The organism is Paenibacillus vandeheii, from assembly GCF_030433635.1.
GTDB classification, from domain to species: domain Bacteria; phylum Bacillota; class Bacilli; order Paenibacillales; family Paenibacillaceae; genus Paenibacillus; species Paenibacillus vandeheii.
In genome coordinates this window covers 368,735-388,559 of sequence record NZ_JAROCD010000003.1, presented here as the reverse complement: position 1 = coordinate 388,559, position 19,825 = coordinate 368,735, and the positions used below count along the sequence as shown (strand labels likewise).

Here is a 19,825-nt window from a genome sequence, read left to right as displayed (position 1 = left end):
AATCCACAATTGAACGGTTTGAACCAAGGAGGAAAAACTGAAGTGGTCAAAAATCAATCATCGTCTTCCCACACAATGGAATCTGGCCTGCCGGTTCTTCAGATTCCACTGGATTATGGGCGCCGTCAACAAATCTTCTCTTATGAGTCTGCTCATATACCACTAGAAAAGTCTCTGGGGCGGGAACTCCAACAGAGGTTCAACTCAGAAAACGTGTATCCAGTTTTACTGACTGCGTATGCAGCATTATTATTCCGTTTGTCAGGAGAACAGGAACTTGCCATTGGCACGTTGGCTCCAGACCAGGCAGCTTCCCATGTGTTATTGCAGATTCAAGGCAAGTTAACCTTCAGTGAGCTGGTACGTCAGATTTCAGATCAACTTCAGCACCATCATACGCTCCAAACAGGAGGAAACCCGGAAACCCTGTTCATGTTTAATCGTGTCCAGTTGCCTCAGGCTCCTCAATTGTTAAATTGGAATATTCGTGATGATCAGGATATGCTCATGCTGGATCTGTTCTACGACAGTTCACTTCTGAGTGAATCCACGGTCACAAGATATGCAGAGTATTATCAGACCCTGCTTCGCGCCATGTTGCGAAATCAAGACAAAGCAATCGGTACAGTGGACATTTTGTCCGCTTCAGACCGGTTGTTATATAGAGAAATGAATGACACCACCGTGCTCGAACCGGAGCATCAGACGATTCATGGCTGGTTTGAAGCGACAGCAGCCCAATATCCTGAATCACCGGCAATTACGTCTCCAACCGGCCGTTACACGTATAGAGAACTGAACGAACGTGCGAATCAGGTTGCCCGTGTGCTGTTATCCAACGGATTGCAAAAAGGAGAATTTGTCAGCATCTTTATGGAGCGGAGCCTGGAAACGATTATTTCTTTGCTCGGTATTCTCAAAGCTGGGGGAGTATACGTTCCTGTCGACCCTGAGCATCCACAAGAACGCAACAGTTATATTGTCGAAGATACAGCTTCATCATTTGTCCTGACCAAAGAGTCCTCTTTACTTGAAGCTTCAAGGTTATTCTCAGGTATTACTACTGTCCGCCAAATCCTGGCCGTGGATGGACGCCTTGCCGGATTTGCAGCAAGCAACCCCAATCTGGATATTCAACCAGATGATCTGGCGTATATTATCTATACTTCAGGATCTACCGGCAAGCCCAAAGGTGCACTTATTGCCCATCGGGGTGTTGCCAATCTCGGTAGTGTTGTGCAGCGGGATTGCGATATTAAACCAGGTGACGTATTAACCCAGTTTGCTACATACAGCTTCGACGCATCAGTGTGGGATACGATTGGCGCCTTGTTCTACGGAGCAGAATTATACCTGTTATCGGCTGAGGAACGTGTATCCGTTGAAGAGTTTGCGAGTGCAATTGAGCGCACAGGCACAACGATTATTACGATACTGCCAACCATCTTTTTCAACCAGCTGGCTTCCTTCCTGTCAGATGAAGGCTTCCACAAGCTGGCTAAAGTCAAAATCATTACCGTGGCCGGAGAAGCTCTCTATGGTGAGCAGGTTCGTGCCTTCCAACGCAAGTTTGGCAACCAGATTGATATTGTCAATGTATATGGACCCACGGAATGTACAGTAGCTACAACGACCCATCGCATAAGTGAGCAAGTTCCTGAAAATGTCGTTAATATTCCAATCGGAAGACCGATTCATAACTATAAAGTGTATATCGTCAACGAAGAACAGCAACTCTGCCCGGTAGGCGTCCCTGGCGAGGTATATATCGCGACACCTGCCCTGGCTCAAGGGTATCTGAACCAGCCGGAGCGCACAGCGCAGGCATTCATTGATAATCCTTTTGCCATCGATGAGAAAATCTATAAGTCTGGTGATATAGCCAAACTGCTCGATAGCGGACTACTGGAATATGTCGGACGCAGCGACTCGCAATTAAAGATTCGGGGTCACCGGATTGAAATCGGGGAGATTGAGGATCATTTTGCTCGCCTGGATCAGGTCCAGGATGTCGCCGTGATTCCCAAGAAGGAATCGGATGGTCAAAACATGCTCGTAGGATACTTTACGTCCAAAGATGGCAGTACACTTTCCGTTGCGGACATCAAAGCCGAGCTAACCGTTAAGCTCCCTTCCTATTTTGTACCGAAATGGATATGTCAGCTCGACGAAATGCCGATCGCACCGACAGGAAAGATCAATCGCAAAGCGATGGTATCTCTGCCTCACGTCGAGCGTCATGAAGATCGTCCTGATCGGGTACTTCCGGAGACGGAAGCTGAAGCTATTATTATGGAAGCATGGAAAGAAATTCTTCAGCACGATGACTTTGGTGTGGAGGACAGCTTCTTCGCCATTGGTGGCGATTCCCTTCGGGTCATCCATGTGCTGGTCCTTCTGAAGCCGCATTATCCGCAGCTGAAAATTGCTGACTTTTTTGCCGAAAAGACGATTCGTGCTTTGGCACAACGCGTGGAGACGCTGGCTCAAGTCACAGAAGTAACAGCCCATTCCTCAGTGCATGAGGGCGTGATCACCCAATTGTCAGAACATCCTGTAGAGCTGAGATCCCAGATTGGTTACCCGGATATTCTGAATCCCGAGCATGTGCTCTTGACCGGGGCTACCGGATATCTTGGTTCCCATGTGCTGCAGCAGTTGATTCTAACTTCGAATACACGCATCTATACTCTTGTTCGCCGCCCTGCAGATGGAAGCTCTGCGATGGATCGACTGAGCAACGTCATGAAGGGTTACTTCGGGCCAGAATTACTGCCTCTCCTCGCATCCCGTGTCGAGATTATCGAAGGTGATCTGGAGCAACCGAATCTTGGTCTTTCTGCCGAGCAGACGACTTATGTGCAAGAACGAATTGACCGTGTGATACACTGTGCCGCTGATGTACGACATTTCGGTGATGCAGCACAATTCGCCAAAACCAACGTGGATGGAACCATCGCACTGCTCCATCTTATTCGCAGCAAGCCGGGTGCTTCCTTCCACCATGTATCCACGATGGGGATTCCGGAAGACCTTGCACTCAGTGGACAGTGGGAGACCTCATTGCAATATGACCGCTTCCCTGCGGATTTGCATGTGGACAACCTGTACTCGGACAGCAAGCTTGAAGCCGAGAAAGTGCTTATGATTGCTGCCGAAGAGGGTGTGCCTGTGAGCATCTATCGTGCAGGTAATCTGACCTGTCATTCAGAAACGGGACGCTTCCAGTCCAACATCGATAGCAATGCCTTTTATCGTATGATTAAAGCGATGTTATTGCTGGGCAAGGCTCCAGCAGCCGACTGGATGGTTGATTTTACGCCGATTGACTATGCAAGTCAGGCAATTGTACATCTGGCATTGCGCCAAGACACAGCAGGACGGGTATTCCATATCTGTAATCCGGAGCCGATCAGCTACGATGATCTGATTCGTTCTGTGAATCGGGCCGGCTATGACGTGCAGACTCTGCCCTTTGCAGAGTACACCAACTGGTTGTTCGATGGCAGTGTCAGCAAGGAACCTGAGGCGCTTCAACTGGCAATCGCGCAGCTTGAAGGAGACGGTGCCAAGGATTCTGCATACGTGTATGCTTCTCCTGTAACAACCGCCTATGTAGAACCAGCCGGAATTACTTGTGCCAAAACGGATGATCGTTTCATCTCAAGAATGTTAGAGCATGCCATTGAGATTGGTTATTTTCCTAAGGCCGTACGACCGCAATTTGGCACTTCTTCAACGAAGGAGTAAATTCAACACTGTGAATGCATGTAGTGCATCCACTAAAAAAATATTAAGAAGCCACCCAACGTCAGTGATGACGTTGAGGTGGCTTCTTTCTTCATGAAGGCTCTCTCTTCAAGAAAGCTTCTTAAATCCAGCGAATCAAGGCAATGACCGCCAAATGTACAGGATAAAAATAACGCCAAATCCAACGTGGACCTTTCAGACGGAACCCTGCATTATAATACTGGGCCACTGCGATGCCAACGGTAGCCATTATGCTGTACATCTGAACGGAGCTGCTGTACAGCAAAATATACAGAACATTCAAGAGCACATGAGCCATGACCAGAATGGGTCCCTGGAAGTAACGGAACAGCAATACAAGCAGCAAGCCATACATGCCGTAATCCATATGGGTCATCTCCATGACCAAGCCTGCTCCGAGCACAATCGGAATTCCCAGCATACGGTTCGGAAGTTTATCGAGTACGAGCAACACAAGCAGGGCTGACCACAATGTCCATACCACATTCAGCGAAAAATGATTAAAAGCAGCCATAAACGGCAATTGCGAGAGAACAGCAATCCAGAACAACCGCCATATGTATTTTTGTACGTTGCGTGTATGTTTATAACCGATATACACGGCAAAAGCATAGATTGGAAAAGCAATCCGACCAATAATTCGCAGCTCGGTTACCTCCGGATAAAAGACGGCTCCTATATGATCAATCAACATCGTAATCATCGCTATCCATTGCATCATTTTGAGCTAATCCCTCCCTTGCCCTGAAGTTCAGGGGCCTCCATGAATTGCTTATACATGAAGTTCATAATACATGAAATCGGTATCCAGCGTATAGCCTTCCGACTCATATAAAGCCTGCGCCTTCTTGTTGCTTATCGCTGTAGAGAGCACGATTCGCACAGTTCCACTCTCATCTCCCAATCGTCGTACAGCTTGCAGTAGCTTACGCGCAATTCCCCTCTGGCGATGATCCGCATGTACGTACAGATCATTAAGCACCCAGATCGGTCTCATGGACACCGAGCTAAAGCTTGGATAAAGCTGTATAAATCCACCCAACTCGCTCGATATAGGCTTATCCGTAAAGCTTCTTTCCTCTATCTTGTCTGTATTCACTTCCAATTCTGCGATCAGAATAACGGATTCATTGCGTTCCATACGTTCTCTTATATACTCATTCGCTCCGTTCAGATCTGTAAGTTGATCGTAAAACATCCTATACCCATTGAACAGCTGTGCCACTTTATTAACATCTCCAAGCTCAGCACGTCTAATCCGATACGTCATCTTCCCTCAACTCCTTATTTAAAAACGTCTCCCCGCCTCATTCACCCTCTTATTTTAAGCCCAATTTGACGCTTTCCCCATTCATCATCTGCATCAAAGTTTGTAATATATTTCGATAATCCAAACTTAAAAGTATATTTCATTGGAAGCGTCGCACACTATAGTCAGATTAGAGACTCAGGATTACAGCATAGGGAGGCGAAACTGAAATGGAAAAAGACAATATCTATGAGCAGGTTAAGGCTAATCTGTTGGGTGTTGCCGACATAATCTATCAGCCTTTTCAAATCGGACCTTTCCATTGTGAACTCATCTATATTCAGTCCATTGTGGATACCCCTACCATGCGGGAAGCCATCGTCAAACCACTGCTTGAGGAAGCCTCACGAAATGAAATAGATCATCAATTCATTACCCGTGTCGTGACCGGATCATTTTTCACCCTTAACAGCCACCACTCGAATTCAGCAGCAACAATTGTGGATGATATCGTTTCAGGCAATGCAGCATTATATATCGAGGGCATTTCGGGCATGATCCACTTCGCTCTTCAAAATTATCAAAGACGATCCGTAACGGAATCAAGCAACGAGGTTGTCATTGTTGGGCCTCAGGAAGCCTTCATCGAAGATATTCATGTGAATATGTCTCTGCTTCGGCACAAAATCAAACACCCTGATTTGAAAATGGTCAAATTCACCATTGGTAAATACACCAAAACCGAGGTGTTCGTTGTGTATATTCAAGGGTTATGCAAACCGGACATTTTGGAAAACGTGCTGGATAGCCTTGGTAATATAGATATGGACAGCAGCTTGGGCGTGAGTTATTTATCTGAATTCCTGGAGGATCATCCGCTCTCTCCTTTTCCGCAATATCAATATACCGAACGGCCGGATACGGTGGCGGCTGCACTGGTTGAAGGGCGGATCGGGGTCATGCAGGACGGAACACCGTTTTCCCTGCTCATTCCCGTAACCTTTTTTTCTTTAATGCAGTCTTCGGAAGACTATTATCAACGATTTTATTCTGCTTCCTTTATCCGGCTTATTCGTCTGTTGTTTGCCTTTATAGCCTTCCTGCTGCCATCCTTTTATGTCGCCGTCACTACTTTTCACCCGGAAATCATTCCGACCAACCTGCTGATTACGATTGCTTCTGCCAGAGAAAACATTCCCTTCCCCGCCCTGATTGAAGCGCTCATTATGGAAGTGACCTTTGAAGGTTTGCGCGAAGCGGGAATTCGTATTCCGAAGCCGCTGGGCCAGACGGTATCCATTATCGGTGGGATTGTGATTGGTCAGGCGGCCGTACAGGCTGGAATTGTCTCAGCACCATTGGTTATCGTCGTATCCATCACAGGTATTGCCGCCTTTATCATCCCGCACTTCGAGCTCGGACTGGCCTTCCGACTGCTTCGTTTTCCAGTGCTGTTTATGGGCGGAACGCTGGGTCTGTTCGGCATCGTGATCTCGATCTATCTGATCTATTGGTATATGGTCAGTCTTCGCTCATTTGGCGTTCCTTACATGCAGCCCTTTGCTCCTCTCGTACTTCGTGATATCAAAGATACTATCGTTCGTGTGCCCTGGTTCCTGATGAAGCAGCGTCCAACAGCTTACGAAGATGCGAATAAAAAAAGGCAAAAGACATGAAAACGTTAATCATTACAACCAAACTGAGTGTCGTTTTGATATGCGTTTTACTTTGCAGTGGCTGCTGGTCCAAAGTGGAGATAAATGAACGTACGTTTATTACGACCATGTATGTGGATAAAGGAGAAAAACCGGGTGAAATCGACATTTCACTAAGTATGCCGCTACCGAACCGTCTCACTCCGGAAGGAACCGGAGGACCCGGAAAAAATCCATATGCTCTCGTTTCGGCTTCCGCATCCACCATCGCTGATGCGATGGAGAAAATCCAAACAGATCTCACACGAAAGCTTTCATGGGGGCACACACGGGTAGTGGTATTCGGTGAGGCTTACGCCAGAGAAGGAATTCAAGATACGATGGAATGGATTTCACGTGAACCTTTGTTCCACCTTAGCAGTTACATCATGGTTGCAAAGGGCAGAGCCCGAGACGTGGCTAATCTGACCCCGGTTTTCGAAGAAACACCCAGTGATGTGTTAAGAGAATTTGCAACTGAAGAAAATATGTTAAAGACACAAATGCTCAGTGTACTTATGGCTGACAAAATGAATCAGGGCTTTGCCGCCCCCTTACTGGAATCGAAAGCAACCACAATGGCAAGTGAGGATAACAAACGAAAGCAATGGACCAGTCAGGTGGGCGGTGCTCTTTTCAAACAGATGAAGATGGTTGATTCGATCTCACCCGAAGAAACAAGAACGGTAGCCTGGGCCAATCGCAAATTGGATACTTTGTCCGTCTCCGTGGAAACCGATGACGAGAAAGCGAGTATGACCGTCTATAATATGAATTCCAAAATCAAGGTCAAACTTGTAAATGGAAAACCTTTTTTTGACATCACTTTAAAGGGTGAGGCAGAACTGAATTCCGTGATCCCCGTTCTCAAGGTCAAGGATGTTGTGGGCGTTAAACAAATACAGCAAAAGGCCAATGAAAAGGCGAGTGCCTATTTAACAAATGCAATAAAAGCCGGACAACGAAAAAAAGCTGATATTCTGATGCTTGGTTATCGTCTGGAATGGGCCTATCCTCGCATCTGGGAACAGTTGCGTCCCGTTTGGAATGATTATGTCAAAAACGATTTGCAGTTTAACGTGCATGCCAAAATCAACATCCAGTTCGTAGGATCGGAATCCAGCTACTGATAGGACAATTGAAAGTGTCAAGCCACTTTAGGAGGTAAACCAATGATTGCTGTTGTTTTGTTTGCCGTACTGTACATACTCGAGTGGCCCATGATCAAGTCCAGCAAAAAGGGAATTAAAAGGGCCTATTTCGTTCTGCTGGGCCTATTTCTTCTGTGGAATACCCTGGCTGTCTCTGTACCGGGCTGGCCTAATCCCAATGATGTCATCAGGCTGCTCTTTGGTTGGGCAGACCGCTTATTTGGCTGAGAAAGGAGTACGCCATGATCAAATTGTCTGCCGGACAAGCGTACCGTTTTATGTTTGTCTACCTGTATTCTGAACCCATAGCTTTCCTCCTGCAGCGCTTGTTCAAAATGAGCGGTTATCAAGGGTGGATATCCATCCTTGGCGGGTTTGCGATCAGTCTGATTCTTCTCTTCTTCACATACAGATTGGGAGCAGTTCACCCGGATCGACCGTGGGTTGATTTTGGTGAAGAAATTGTGGGCAAGGTCATTCACAAGCTGTTCCTCGGTCTCATTGTGTTACTGTGCCTGTATTTGATATCCGTTGACGTAGAGAATTTCATCGTTTTCCTGCAATCCATGTACTTACCTGAGACACCTATATGGCTGACAGCAACCGTAACCATTTTATGTATCAGCCTCTCCGCGCGCTCAGGTTTGATTACCATTGTCTATTTATCAGAAGGCATATTTTTGGTACAAATCTTTACGTCTACTTTTCTCATGCCTGCTGTAACAAGCGGGGGGAATCCGGATGTACTGCTTGCCATGCTCACTCATCATGATCTGAAAGAAATTTTCACGGGCTCCTTTTCAACCATGCCCTGGTTTTCCGAATGGATGATGTTCCTGTTTCTTGCCCCTGCCATCGCTTTCAGGCGGCCGCTTCTACGAAGTATGTTGTTTGCAGGCTCTACACTTGCATTATTCATTATCGTATTCTGGATGTTTACTTTAATGAATTTTGGACCTTATGTAACCAGCAGCCTTCGCTACCCTTTGCTGGAAATGATACGTTTTGCCCGTTACGGCGATTTTCTGGATAACCTGGACCCTTTCCTGATTGCTATTTGGTCTACGACCATGTTTACTCGCAGCTCGTTTCTGTTATACGCAGCCTCGCTTTGTCTTGCCAAACTTACTGGAGTTCGAAAGGATAGAACGGTAGTCTATCTGCTCGCGGGAACGGCTGCTTCTTATGTGCTTCAATATGCAAAAGACGCATCTTCCTATGAATTAGCCATTCGTTCGTACGCCATCGCTACCTATGCCGTACTTATCGAGTGTATGCCTATACTATATGTTATTGTTTACTGGCTGCGTTCTGGGAAAAACAAAAAGGCGAGCGAGGCCTCTGCCCCTTCGTCGCCTTGAACTCTAAATTCAGTTTAATTCCACTTTTTTTGATTGCGGAAAAGGATCGGTATCCGGAAAAATGACTCCTTTTTTCAAAATCAAATTGGCATACTGCGCACGTTCTCCAGTTGCAATAATTACATAGGCGCGGGAAGCCCTTTCATAAAACGCGAAACGCTCTTCATGATCAAAGGCATCCGTGATGCCCTCATGGTCCAGGATCAGCCTGCGATAATCTTCCCATATCATAGGCACCACCTGATCCCCCTTGACGACCTGCATTACGGCTGCCGGCCGCTCAGCGTACGTATCCAGCGGATACAAACTTAAAATGGCATCGAGTAATTCGACCGTACCCAGCGCATCACAGCGAATCAGCCGCTGAGCATGACTGGCTGCGGGGAAGTTACCATCAGCCAGTACCAGCTCGTCTCCATGACCCATTTCAGACATGATTTTCAGCAGTTCCGGAGGTATTATTGCGGGAATGTTCTTCAGCATACTCAGCTCTCCTCAGTCATCTCCATATGTAGCTGGAGCAGATTCGTCTTCGTAACCTCACCATCATGTAGTCCAATTACCGCAATACAGCGGCACTTCCATTTTATCAGTATTTTCCAACGTTTGCATATTTCAATCTTCGCATCAAAACTTTAATCCACTGTCAATTTTAAATAAAAAGGGTTTTATCAGGGCTGGTGTTCAAAAAATCCGTTTTGACAAAATTAATTGTTTAGCATATAGTTGTTATAACAAGTAAATGAATTGAGACTATTTTGTTTAAAGAAAGAGAGGATTTTATGGGGACCGACTACTCACTCGATCAATCCATTGGATTCATGCTGGGCATGACACACCGCAAAGCGTCGGCTTTACTAGCCATACGATTTAAACCCTATGATATTACGACAGAGCAATTTTCCGTTCTGTTCAACATCGGTAAAGGCGAAGGCGTGAATCAGAAGGAAGTTGCGACGCGCGTATATAAGGACCAGCCCACCACTGCCCGAATTATTGATCTGTTGGAAAAGAAAGGCTGGGTCGATCGCCGGACCAGCGAACAGGATCGCAGAGCCTACCTGCTCTACTTGACCGAAGAAGGAAAACGATTGCTTGACCAGCTTGTTCCGCTCGAAAGAGAAATGAATAAAAATCTTACTGAAGGTATTCCCGAAGACCAGATGGAAGCATTTAGACATACTCTTTCCCTCATGAACAGCAACCTGTAACGAATTTTACACCAGGGGGAATGAACAAAAAATGAAATCACAATCATCGCAAGTCAAACTGTGGACCACCGATTTTATCCTGCTCATGTTATGTAACTTTCTACTCTTTCTGCAACTTCACATGATTGTATCTCCACTGCCTTCCTATGTGCAGGACCGTTTTCACGCCAATGCCTTTGAAGTTAGCCTTTTCACCTGTCTCTTTGCCCTTAGCGCCATTGCTGCCCGGCTCTATTCAGCCAAAGCATTGGAAAAGGGGCTTCGTAATGCCATGATATATATTGGCTTGACCGTTGCCTTGCTTGCGACACTTGGATATTATTTTGCTGCCGGGATTGCTGTCCTGTTATTGCTGCGTATGGTGTTCGGTGTCGGATTTGGCATGAGTAGCACGGCTTTCCCGACGATGGCATCGGATATTGTGCCTGTGAAACGGATGGGTGAAGGTATGGGCTATTTCGGCCTGTCCACAAGTTTAGCCATGTCCATGGGTCCCATTATTGGGGTCACCGTGCTGCAGGGCGCTGGGTTCGTGACACTCATGTTATGTACGGCGGGGGTTATAGTGGTTATCTATCCACTCAGCTATTCACTGACACGCAAAAAAGCTAGGCAGGTCAATGACGAGGTGGTACCGACTCCACCGGCTGTAACAGCTGCAATATCAGGCACCAAGGTAAAGACGCCCTTCAACCGCAAACTGATTCTGCCAAGTGTACTGAATTGTTTGCTGTCCATCACATATGGCGGACTTGTTGGATTCATCGTGTTGTACGGAAAGGAAGCCAACCTGGCTAACCCTGCACTGTTCTTTTTGTTTAATGCTCTCGCTGTCCTGCTGGTCAGACCATTTGCAGGACGGATCTATGACAGTAAAGGTCCAAAAGCGTTACTGATTCCCGGAGCGATATTCATTGCTGCTGGACTGATTACTCTCTCATATGCTACTTCTATGCCTATCTTGTTTGTTGCTGCATTTTTATACGGGATCGGATATGGTTCCATCCAGTCCTCCATGCAGACCTGGATGATCCAGATTGTCTCTCCATCACAGCGCGGTATGGCTAACGGCATGTTTCTGAATACGCTGGATTTAGGGATTGCTATGGGAGCACTTCTGCTGGGCGCTATTGCTTCCATAACCAGTTATACCGATATGTATCGTTATTCCATTATATTTATGATCCTATTTCTCCTGATCTACCTGATTCAAGGAAAACGAAGTGAAGGTTTTGCAGTTCCTGTCCATCCGCTATTGAGTCATACACATATTGCTGGGCAGGACTCCGAACGACCTGAGCATACCGAAACTGCAAGTGAAAATGACACATCTACTCAACGAAAAAAATAACTGATGCAATTACACTGCTGTACTTCAATTCATTAGAACGCGTCTACTCTGTAAGGGAACCATACTTCCCCCAGAGTAAACGCGTTTTTTTATAGTAATTAATCAGAGTGGACTTTTCTTTCTACGTCCTGGCACATACCCATTTGGCTGTTTCACATCATCATAATCAGGTTCATGATGATTTTGGCCACCGCCTGATGTAGGCTGATTTCCCTTATCTGGCTTGACTGCCAATAACGTAAGCAAGCCTCCCACCGCCCCGGACGCGGCGAGAATACCAAACAGAATAAAATGGTGGGACCCGATTAACAGTGACACAATTGGAGGTCCGAGTGACACGCCGATAAATCGCATGCTGCTGAACAACGCCGTGATGGTACCGCGCTGTTCCTTGTCCACCCCTTCAGTAACCATAGCATCCAGACATGGCAGGGTAGCACCTATTCCTGCTCCGCCAAGGGTAAACAAACCGACAACGACATAAATGTTGTCAAAAAGCCCGATCACGCCAAGAGATACCGTTAAAACAGCAAGTCCGATAAACCCGAGCCATTTCATCCGTGTCTTGTTCTTCCCAATCCACTTTCCAGCAAAGAAAGATGCCAGACACAAGGCTGCCAGCGGTATGGCAAGCACAAGCCCCTTAACTACACCTTTTAATTTGAACTCCGATTCCAATGTCTCCGACAGATAAAAGAGCACGCCAAAGAGAACAAACATGCAAATTCCGCCGATGGCAAAAATCGCATACAGCCAGCGCCCCTTTTCTTTCAGCACACTGCGGATGGAAGAAACAAATTCGGGAAAGCTCTGTGGTTCTTCCTTCCTCTTGGGTGTTTTCACCAGGAAAATAACCAAGACCAATGAAAGCAAACAGAGTACCGGAATAGCCATAAAAGGCAAATACCAAATCCAGACAGCGAGAGCTGCACCCAAAATCGGACTTAGTACCTTGCCAAAGGTATTCGAGGTTTCAATAATCCCAAGGTTTTTACTCACTTCGTTTTCATCATCGAACATATCTCCAACCAATGGAATGACAATCGGGAAAGCCCCTGCTGCCCCTATCCCTTGCAAAAGTCTGCCACCGAGAATGGTCCAGTATGCCGCATTTCCATTCAGCATCCAGGCTGCTCCTCCTGCCACCGCACCTCCTGCGGCTGCAATGATGAGACTGGGAATAATGACGGCTTTCCTGCCGAAGCGATCCGACAGATATCCTGCAAGTGGAATGAGCAGGATCGCGACGACCGCATAAACCGTAATTAACATGCTGACCTTGAATGAGGACACTTTCAATTCACGCTCAATCTGCGGAAGGATGGGGATCAGCATGGAGTTGCCCAGTGTCATAATGACCGGGATGGAAGCGAGTGCGACGAGATCCCACTTTTTATCGTTCATACCTCAACCACCTTTACAGAATCAGAAAACAACAACGTTATTGTGGGTTGTTCTGCAGTTGAATATACGGCTTATGTAAAAAAGATCACTTTGGATAACAACGCAAAAAAGCTGTCTCACTGAAATCAGTGACATGACAGCCTTTTTGCTATACATCATGTAGGTTTACAAATGAAAATCTAATTCAGTACAAATTGCTGAAGGGCTGCACCGCCCTTGAAAACGATGCAGAGCTGATCTAGCTCACGCTCTGTCTCAAGTGCACAACGGACGTTGCTCCATTGAAGATTCTTCTCGTTTACAGTCCCTGCGGAACCTGGAACGACACAAGTGCCGAGCAGCGGGCCTTTCGGACCTTCCGCTCGAATCTCCAATTCGCCACCTTCTCCGAAGGCTGCCACCCGACCCTCAAATCCGTTAGCTTGCCGGAAAGCATTATCGTGGAATGAAATCCAGGAGAGGTCTCCCTCACGATACAGCGGTTCGCCTGAAGCAATGGCACGGACAGCTGATCGTCCTTCCAGACATTCATCCAATAGCACGCCTGCATATGCATCGTAATTTTCCGCAAACGTAGGCAGATTAAGCGCGCGTGCAGGAATAGTTTCACCCTCAATGTGGATCTCTGCCGTTTGACGAATATTTGCCGAGGAACGTCCAGCCATGATTGACCATGTTGCGGTTTCAAGACAATATCTGTCACGAGTGACATCCCAGAAAGCCAATTTCTGAACAGGAATTTCAAAAGAAAGATCTTCCAATGCGCCTGAGGCAAGATGAATCCGCCGGAAGCCGATCAACTGACTTTGCGGGCGCTTCACCCGTGAAGTTTGGGCGTGCCCGTACAGCTGCACCACCTCATCGCTGTCGCGTTCCCCTTTGTTCTCCACCTGTATTTCAATCTTCAGTACATCGTCTCCAGAAGACCCCTGCGCCCGCTGTACTCGAATCGCTCTATACTCAAATTCCGAATAGGTCAATCCATGACCAAAAGGATACAAAACTGGACCTTCATGATACATATAAGTTGTACCGTTATGAATAATGTCATAATCCATGATGTCAGGAAGCTGCGATTCATCCTCATACCATGTCATGTTCAGTCTGCCAGCAGGAGCATAATTTCCAAGCAAAACATCAGTAACTGCATTTCCCAATTCCTGACCAGCATGCGTTAAATATACGATTGCCGGAGCTACATCTTTCAAATCTTGCAGTGCAAATGGATAACTGCCCACAATGACGACGACCGTATTCGGGTTCACTTGGCAGACTTCCTTCACCAGCCGAACCTGATCGGGCGGAAGCAGCAGACTTGGACGATCAATTTCCTCTTTGCCGTTAATATATGGACTATTGCCGACAACAACAACAGAAACGTCACTATTCTGCGCAGCTTCTTTCGCCTGCTCTATTCCGTTAGCAACAACGTCTAGCTTGAACAAAGCAGGTTGCTGCGTTTCCACTATAGCTTCTGGATGACCAGATGAACTCAATTCTTTATCTGTTTGTTCCAGCGTTGGGGACAGAACCCACTGGCCCTGATGCTCATTCAGCCCAAGCGGCAATCCGTTCCACGTACGCAACGTATTGCTTCCATCTGCTTGTGAATCAATCTGCACCACTTCCTTGACAAACCAGCCACCAATCTCCGGTGCACTCGCCTGATAAATACCCTGTTCGGTTAACGTAACATATCGATTATTCTTCAGACTGCGCAGTGTGTGACTTCCCCAGCCCCAGTCTTGATGGGTAAACTCAGCTGTCTCTGCACTTCCCTCTGGCACGGCCACAAGTTTTCCTTCAGCATCGAGTGTTACTATCTTTCCATCGACCGTCTTGAGGCTGATGCGATCATTTCCGTCTGTAAAGTATACTTCTGCACCGGCAAGCTGCTTGCGCAATCCTTCCAGAACGGTAACACGATAAGGCAGTGTGCCGCTGTACCAATCGGTATAGACCACATCCGCAAGAGGTCCGATTACGCTAACCTTCTGCAATCCCTCCGGTTGGAGCGGAAGCAGTCCATCATTTTTGAGCAAAACGATTGACTCCGCTGCCGCTCTATAGCTTAATTTGGCATGTTCAGGCGCACACAATACAGATTCCGATATTGAAGCATAAGGATTAAGACCCGTCTGATCCAGCTGTCCCAGTCGCATACGTACGCCAAAAATATTGCGAATGGCCCGGTCAAGATCCTCAACCTCCAGCAAGTTCCGCTCAAGTGCCTCTTCCAAGGCAGATACGACCAAGTCGACCTCGTCCGTCAGACAGTCCACGCCTGCTTTTAAGGCGCCTGCAGCTGAATCCGCATGCGAGGCATGATAACCGTGATAATTGACCGTCTGGGACAAGTCACCCCCATCACACACGATAAAACCTGGCATGGCCCATTCACCCTTGACTACATCATTTACATAGGGACTTTCAATGGCTGGTGTGCCGTTGATAGAGTTGTACGCTGTCATCATCGACAAGGCTCCGCCTTCTACGAAAGGCGTCTCGAATGCTTTTAAATAATATTCACGCAAGTTCCGTGGATCGATGCTTGATGAACAATTCAACCGATCCTTCTCATTATTGTTGGCAAAAAAGTGCTTCAGCGTCGCTACCATTTTTAAATAGAATGAATGATGACCCTGCATGCCTTTCACAAGAGCTGCCGACATTTCGCCCGTCAATACAGGGTCTTCACCGTAGCCTTCTTCCGTTCTTCCCCAACGCGGATCCCGTTCCAGATCGATGGTAGGCGCCCATAAGGTCAAGCCGTGACGCTCGGGTGCACGATGATGGTATGCTCTGGCTTCATCTCCGATGACAGACCCAATTTCACGCATGAGCTTGGTATTCCAGGTGCTCGACAAACCAAGCGGTTGCGGGAAAACGGTAGCCTCCCCAATCCAGGCAACCCCGTGAGCTGCTTCACCTCCCACATTGTAGCCGGGGATTCCCAATCGGGGCACTGCTGCTTCACGGGTAGGAATTAATCGAATTTTCTCCTCCGTTGTCAGACGCGCAATCAAGTCATTTAATCGTTCTTCCAATGGCAATGTTGCGTCCCACATCGGATATTCATGATATTCATTCATACTTAACCCTCCTAATTATTCGTTAATTTTGAGTTGCTTCCATTGTTCCAATAGATACCGTGTTCGTTCGCAGTACTTCTTTCCTGCCTCAGACTGATCCACCTGATGTTCATGGACATATGCGTTAAAGTAAGAGGACAGTATTCGGTAAGCAAGAAGGCGGGCCTGTCCCTCATCGGACATATCCTGTGGTTGACCATAACCTTTATGAAAAGCAGTTGATGATTCAGTCGATAAAATAGCTTCAAACGCCCTGTCCGCAAACATGGAACGATCCCCATCAATGATGGCAACAATGGTTAACTCACCATTTTTCTCATGAACAAGCACGTTGGCTTCCCACAGATCGTTATGAACAAGAACTGGAACAGTTACCTGATCAAATAAATCCTTATTCTTAATGAACATCTCTGCAACCTCTTCCCCCACACCTGGCATATACCCGACTTGGGCTGCTTTAAGAGCCGTTTCCTGAGCAAAAGAGTGCAGCACCTCGGACCATTGATCCGAGCCTTTAATCGTACCATCGCCTTGCGGCCAGCCAAACGCTGTACCCTCAATCTGATGTATGGCAGCGGTATAAACGCCGAGTTGATGATACAATCGTTCTTTGTCGGCCACCGAAATCGATGGGTGGTCCAGCTGCTTACTAGGGATAAACTCCATAAACATGTAGGTTCTAGGAATGACCGATCCGCTGTCATCACAGACGATAATATTTGGAGCAGGAATGCCTGCCTTACGGTAATATTCATAAACAACAGGTTCAGCAGACATCATCGAGCGCTCAAACGAGAATAGCGGATCACTTGCTGAACCGGACGGCATATCTCCCCGCTCTGGTGCCAAACGCAAAATCACATCCGTATACGATGCATGTTCTAGCTGAATACGATACGTTGTATTAAAAAGCCCACCCTGCAAAAGTACAAAATCCTTCACAATGGTAGCGGTTCCAAAAGTGTTCTTTACTAACCGATGCAGCATCTCTGCTCTAATGGTTTGATGTAAACCTGACTTCGTTGTACTCATTTGAGATATAATCCCCTATCTTTATCTGTCGCTGTATAAATTGAACTAAGGAGTATTTACATTTGCCACTTCGATGACAGAACAACCTTACTAGAACCCTACTTCCACCGCATGACAGTAAACAAACAGACGGCACCTTGCGGTACCGCCCTTTTGTTTATGCAATAAACATTACAGTTGAATGGTAAGCGAGCTTGCACCTGCTGCAGCCGTAACGACAACACCATTTGCACCAGACGCTTGGGAACCACCCTCTACGCCGGATACTCGATCAATGCCACGCAGCACGATATTCCATGGTTTGCCTGCACCTTCAGCACGAACTTCCAGAACAGAGCCGTTACGAGATACGTTAACGACCAGCTCCTGCTCAGCACTTTGGTTCACCACAACCGCTTGAGCGGAGTTGCCGTCAGCCAATTCGAACAAATGAAGGCTTACATCATTTGCAAAGTCATAATCCGGTTTGTTATCCACAGCACCAACCGCGATCAGGCTGTTTGGCTTGATCATCATTGGCAGTGTTTTGAAATCATGGTTTTCACTGATCCAGCGTCCACCTTGTACTTTAGCTCCAGTCAGATAGTTTGTCCAAGTTCCTTCAGGCAGGTAATAACGCACATCGCCTTCCTTATTGAAGATTGGCGCAACCAGAATGGAATCGCCGAACATGTATTGTGTATCCAGGCTATAAGTTGTTGGATCCTCTGGGAAATCCAGCAGCATAGCGCGCATCATCGGAATACCTCTTACCGTCGACTCCACCGCAGAATTGTAAAGGTACGGCATCAGACTGATTTTGAGTTTGGTAAAGTCGCGAACAACGTCCACGGACTCCTCATCAAACAGCCAAGGCACACGATACGAAGTACTTCCGTGTAGACGGCTGTGAGAAGACAAAAGTCCGAATTGTACCCAGCGTTTGTATACGTCAGGGGTCGCTGTACTTTCAAAACCGCTGATATCATGGCTCCAGAATCCGAAACCGGAAAGTCCAAGCGAGAGGCCGCCTCGAAGTGATTCAGCCATGGATTCATAAGTAGAAGAGCAGTCTCCGCCCCAGTGAACCGGGAATTGTTGCCCACCTGCTGTTGCAGAGCGTGCAAACAGGGCCGCTTCGTTTTTGCCAATCTTGTCTTCGAGCAATTCAAAGACAGCTTTGTTATAGAGCTGTGTATAATAGTTGTGCATTTTAACCGGATCAGAGCCATCGAAGTACACGACATCTGTCGGAATTCTTTCACCGAAGTCTGTCTTGAAGGAGTCTACACCTTGATCAAGCAGGACTTCCAGCTTACTCTTATACCAATTCACAGCATCCGGATTCGTGAAATCAACTAGAGCCATACCTGCTTGCCACATATCCCATTGCCATACGCTTCCATCTGCTGTTTTGACCAGATAACCGTTCTCCATGCCTTCATCGAACAAATAGGATTTTTCAGCAATATAAGGGTTGATCCAAGCACATATTTTAAGACCCTTTTCTTTCAGACGTGCAAGCATGCCTTCCGGATCTGGGAACATTGCTTCATCCCATACGAAATCAGACCATTGGTATTCCTTCATCCAGAAGCAGTCAAAATGGAATACAGAAAGCGGAAGATCACGTTCAGCCATGCCATCTACAAAATGGTTAACCGTTGCTTCATCATAATCCGTTGTGAATGATGTTGTCAGCCACAGACCAAATGTCCATGCCGGTGGAAGCGCTGGTTTACCTGTTAATTGGGTATAATTATCAAGCACATCCTTTGGATTGTCACCGCCGATAATGAAGTACTCCAACGTCTCTCCTTCTACGCTGAACTGCACTTTAGATACATTCTCAGATGCAATCTCATACGATACACGTTCAGGATGGTTTACAAATACGCCATAACCTTTATTGGACAAATAGAAAGGAATGTTCTTATAGGACTGCTCGCTGCTTGTACCGCCGTCCTCATTCCAGGTGTCAACGACTTGGCCATTCTTAACAAAAGGCGTGAAGCGCTCGCCAAGTCCGTAAACGTATTCACCAATGCCGAGATCAAGCTGCTCGCGGAAGTATGCTTCCTTACTCGGACCTGTAATATAACCAGCGGCTCTTTGGCCGCTACCTGTAATTCGTTTTCCTTCATACAGGAAGCTGACGTCCCAACCATTCGTTTTGTCGATTTGAACTTCCAGCTTGCCGCTTTTCAAAACAGCGCCTTGTTCATTCTTCGAAATGTTAACGTTCACATCTTGATGTTTAAGCTCAAATTCAGGCCCCTTATTCACTCCGCCCTTATGATGATTCAAGGTTACACGAATAACGTTAGGCATAGGGGAGCTGTACGTTGCTTTAAGCAATGTACCGTTCAACGTGTCGCCTTTGGTGCGAATATATTTAGTTGCCGCATATACGGTCAAAGAATCCTCTTTTTGCACAATATCACGAATGTCAGTCGGGTTTTGAATGTGGTACCCTTCACGAGTCATCCAGAATCCATCAGTAAATTTCATGTTTTCTTTCCCCCTTCGG

The 19,825-nt window shown here is 46.8% G+C and carries 14 protein-coding genes; 7 read left to right on the top strand and 7 right to left on the bottom strand.

Annotated features, from left to right (window positions below; all coding sequences use genetic code 11):
• Positions 1-42: 42 nt before the first annotated feature.
• Complete coding sequence (locus tag P5G61_RS07310; RefSeq protein WP_301245854.1) at positions 43-3,750, top strand: non-ribosomal peptide synthetase family protein; 3,708 nt, start codon at positions 43-45, stop codon at positions 3,748-3,750.
• A gap of 121 nt (positions 3,751-3,871) precedes the next feature.
• Here P5G61_RS07310 and P5G61_RS07305 read toward each other — a convergent pair whose 3' ends face one another.
• Both P5G61_RS07305 and P5G61_RS07300 read right to left on the bottom strand, forming a co-directional pair.
• Positions 3,872-4,492, bottom strand: a complete 621-nt coding sequence (locus P5G61_RS07305) for a TraX family protein (RefSeq protein ID WP_301245852.1) — start codon at positions 4,490-4,492, stop codon at positions 3,872-3,874.
• A 51-nt stretch (positions 4,493-4,543) separates the two neighbouring features.
• The gene (locus P5G61_RS07300; protein WP_301245850.1) at positions 4,544-5,041 is read right to left on the bottom strand and encodes a GNAT family N-acetyltransferase; all 498 of its coding nucleotides are present in this window, start codon (positions 5,039-5,041) and stop codon (positions 4,544-4,546) included.
• 209 nt (positions 5,042-5,250) lie between these two features.
• Here P5G61_RS07300 and P5G61_RS07295 point away from each other — a divergent pair, with 209 nt between their 5' ends.
• Genes P5G61_RS07295 through P5G61_RS07280 form a run of 4 tightly spaced genes read left to right on the top strand, consistent with a single transcriptional unit; the run spans position 5,251 to position 9,226 of the window.
• Entirely contained in the window at positions 5,251-6,696 is a 1,446-nt protein-coding gene (locus P5G61_RS07295) for a spore germination protein (protein ID WP_301245848.1), read from the top strand.
• Complete coding sequence (locus P5G61_RS07290) at positions 6,693-7,844, top strand: Ger(x)C family spore germination protein (protein WP_301245846.1); 1,152 nt, start codon at positions 6,693-6,695, stop codon at positions 7,842-7,844. The genes P5G61_RS07295 and P5G61_RS07290 overlap by 4 nt, the downstream gene beginning before the upstream one ends.
• Before the next feature lie 42 nt (positions 7,845-7,886).
• Positions 7,887-8,093 (top strand): hypothetical protein, encoded by a 207-nt coding sequence (locus P5G61_RS07285; protein ID WP_301245844.1) that lies wholly within the window; start codon positions 7,887-7,889, stop codon positions 8,091-8,093.
• 14 nt (positions 8,094-8,107) lie between these two features.
• Positions 8,108-9,226 (top strand): GerAB/ArcD/ProY family transporter, encoded by a 1,119-nt coding sequence (locus P5G61_RS07280; protein WP_301245842.1) that lies wholly within the window; start codon positions 8,108-8,110, stop codon positions 9,224-9,226.
• A gap of 9 nt (positions 9,227-9,235) precedes the next feature.
• On the opposite strand, the gene P5G61_RS07275 is transcribed toward P5G61_RS07280, so the two are convergent.
• On the bottom strand, positions 9,236-9,709 hold the full coding sequence (locus P5G61_RS07275; RefSeq protein ID WP_301245840.1) for an RbsD/FucU family protein: 474 nt from the start codon (positions 9,707-9,709) through the stop codon (positions 9,236-9,238).
• A gap of 299 nt (positions 9,710-10,008) precedes the next feature.
• On the opposite strand from P5G61_RS07275, the gene P5G61_RS07270 reads away from it, so the two are divergent.
• Complete coding sequence (locus tag P5G61_RS07270; RefSeq protein WP_079347093.1) at positions 10,009-10,437, top strand: MarR family winged helix-turn-helix transcriptional regulator; 429 nt, start codon at positions 10,009-10,011, stop codon at positions 10,435-10,437.
• A 31-nt stretch (positions 10,438-10,468) separates the two neighbouring features.
• Complete coding sequence (locus P5G61_RS07265) at positions 10,469-11,788, top strand: MFS transporter (protein WP_301245838.1); 1,320 nt, start codon at positions 10,469-10,471, stop codon at positions 11,786-11,788.
• 102 nt (positions 11,789-11,890) lie between these two features.
• Here P5G61_RS07265 and bcbE read toward each other — a convergent pair whose 3' ends face one another.
• The 4 genes from bcbE to yicI all read right to left on the bottom strand — a co-directional run bounded on the left by bcbE (position 11,891) and on the right by yicI (position 19,806).
• Complete coding sequence (gene bcbE, locus P5G61_RS07260) at positions 11,891-13,192, bottom strand: bacillibactin exporter BcbE (RefSeq protein ID WP_301245836.1); 1,302 nt, start codon at positions 13,190-13,192, stop codon at positions 11,891-11,893.
• A 179-nt stretch (positions 13,193-13,371) separates the two neighbouring features.
• Complete coding sequence (locus P5G61_RS07255; protein WP_301245834.1) at positions 13,372-16,284, bottom strand: glycoside hydrolase family 3 C-terminal domain-containing protein; 2,913 nt, start codon at positions 16,282-16,284, stop codon at positions 13,372-13,374.
• 15 nt (positions 16,285-16,299) lie between these two features.
• The gene (locus tag P5G61_RS07250) at positions 16,300-17,316 is read right to left on the bottom strand and encodes a phosphotransferase (RefSeq protein ID WP_301245832.1); all 1,017 of its coding nucleotides are present in this window, start codon (positions 17,314-17,316) and stop codon (positions 16,300-16,302) included.
• A gap of 171 nt (positions 17,317-17,487) precedes the next feature.
• Complete coding sequence (gene yicI / locus P5G61_RS07245; RefSeq protein WP_301245829.1) at positions 17,488-19,806, bottom strand: alpha-xylosidase; 2,319 nt, start codon at positions 19,804-19,806, stop codon at positions 17,488-17,490.
• Positions 19,807-19,825: the final 19 nt, after the last annotated feature.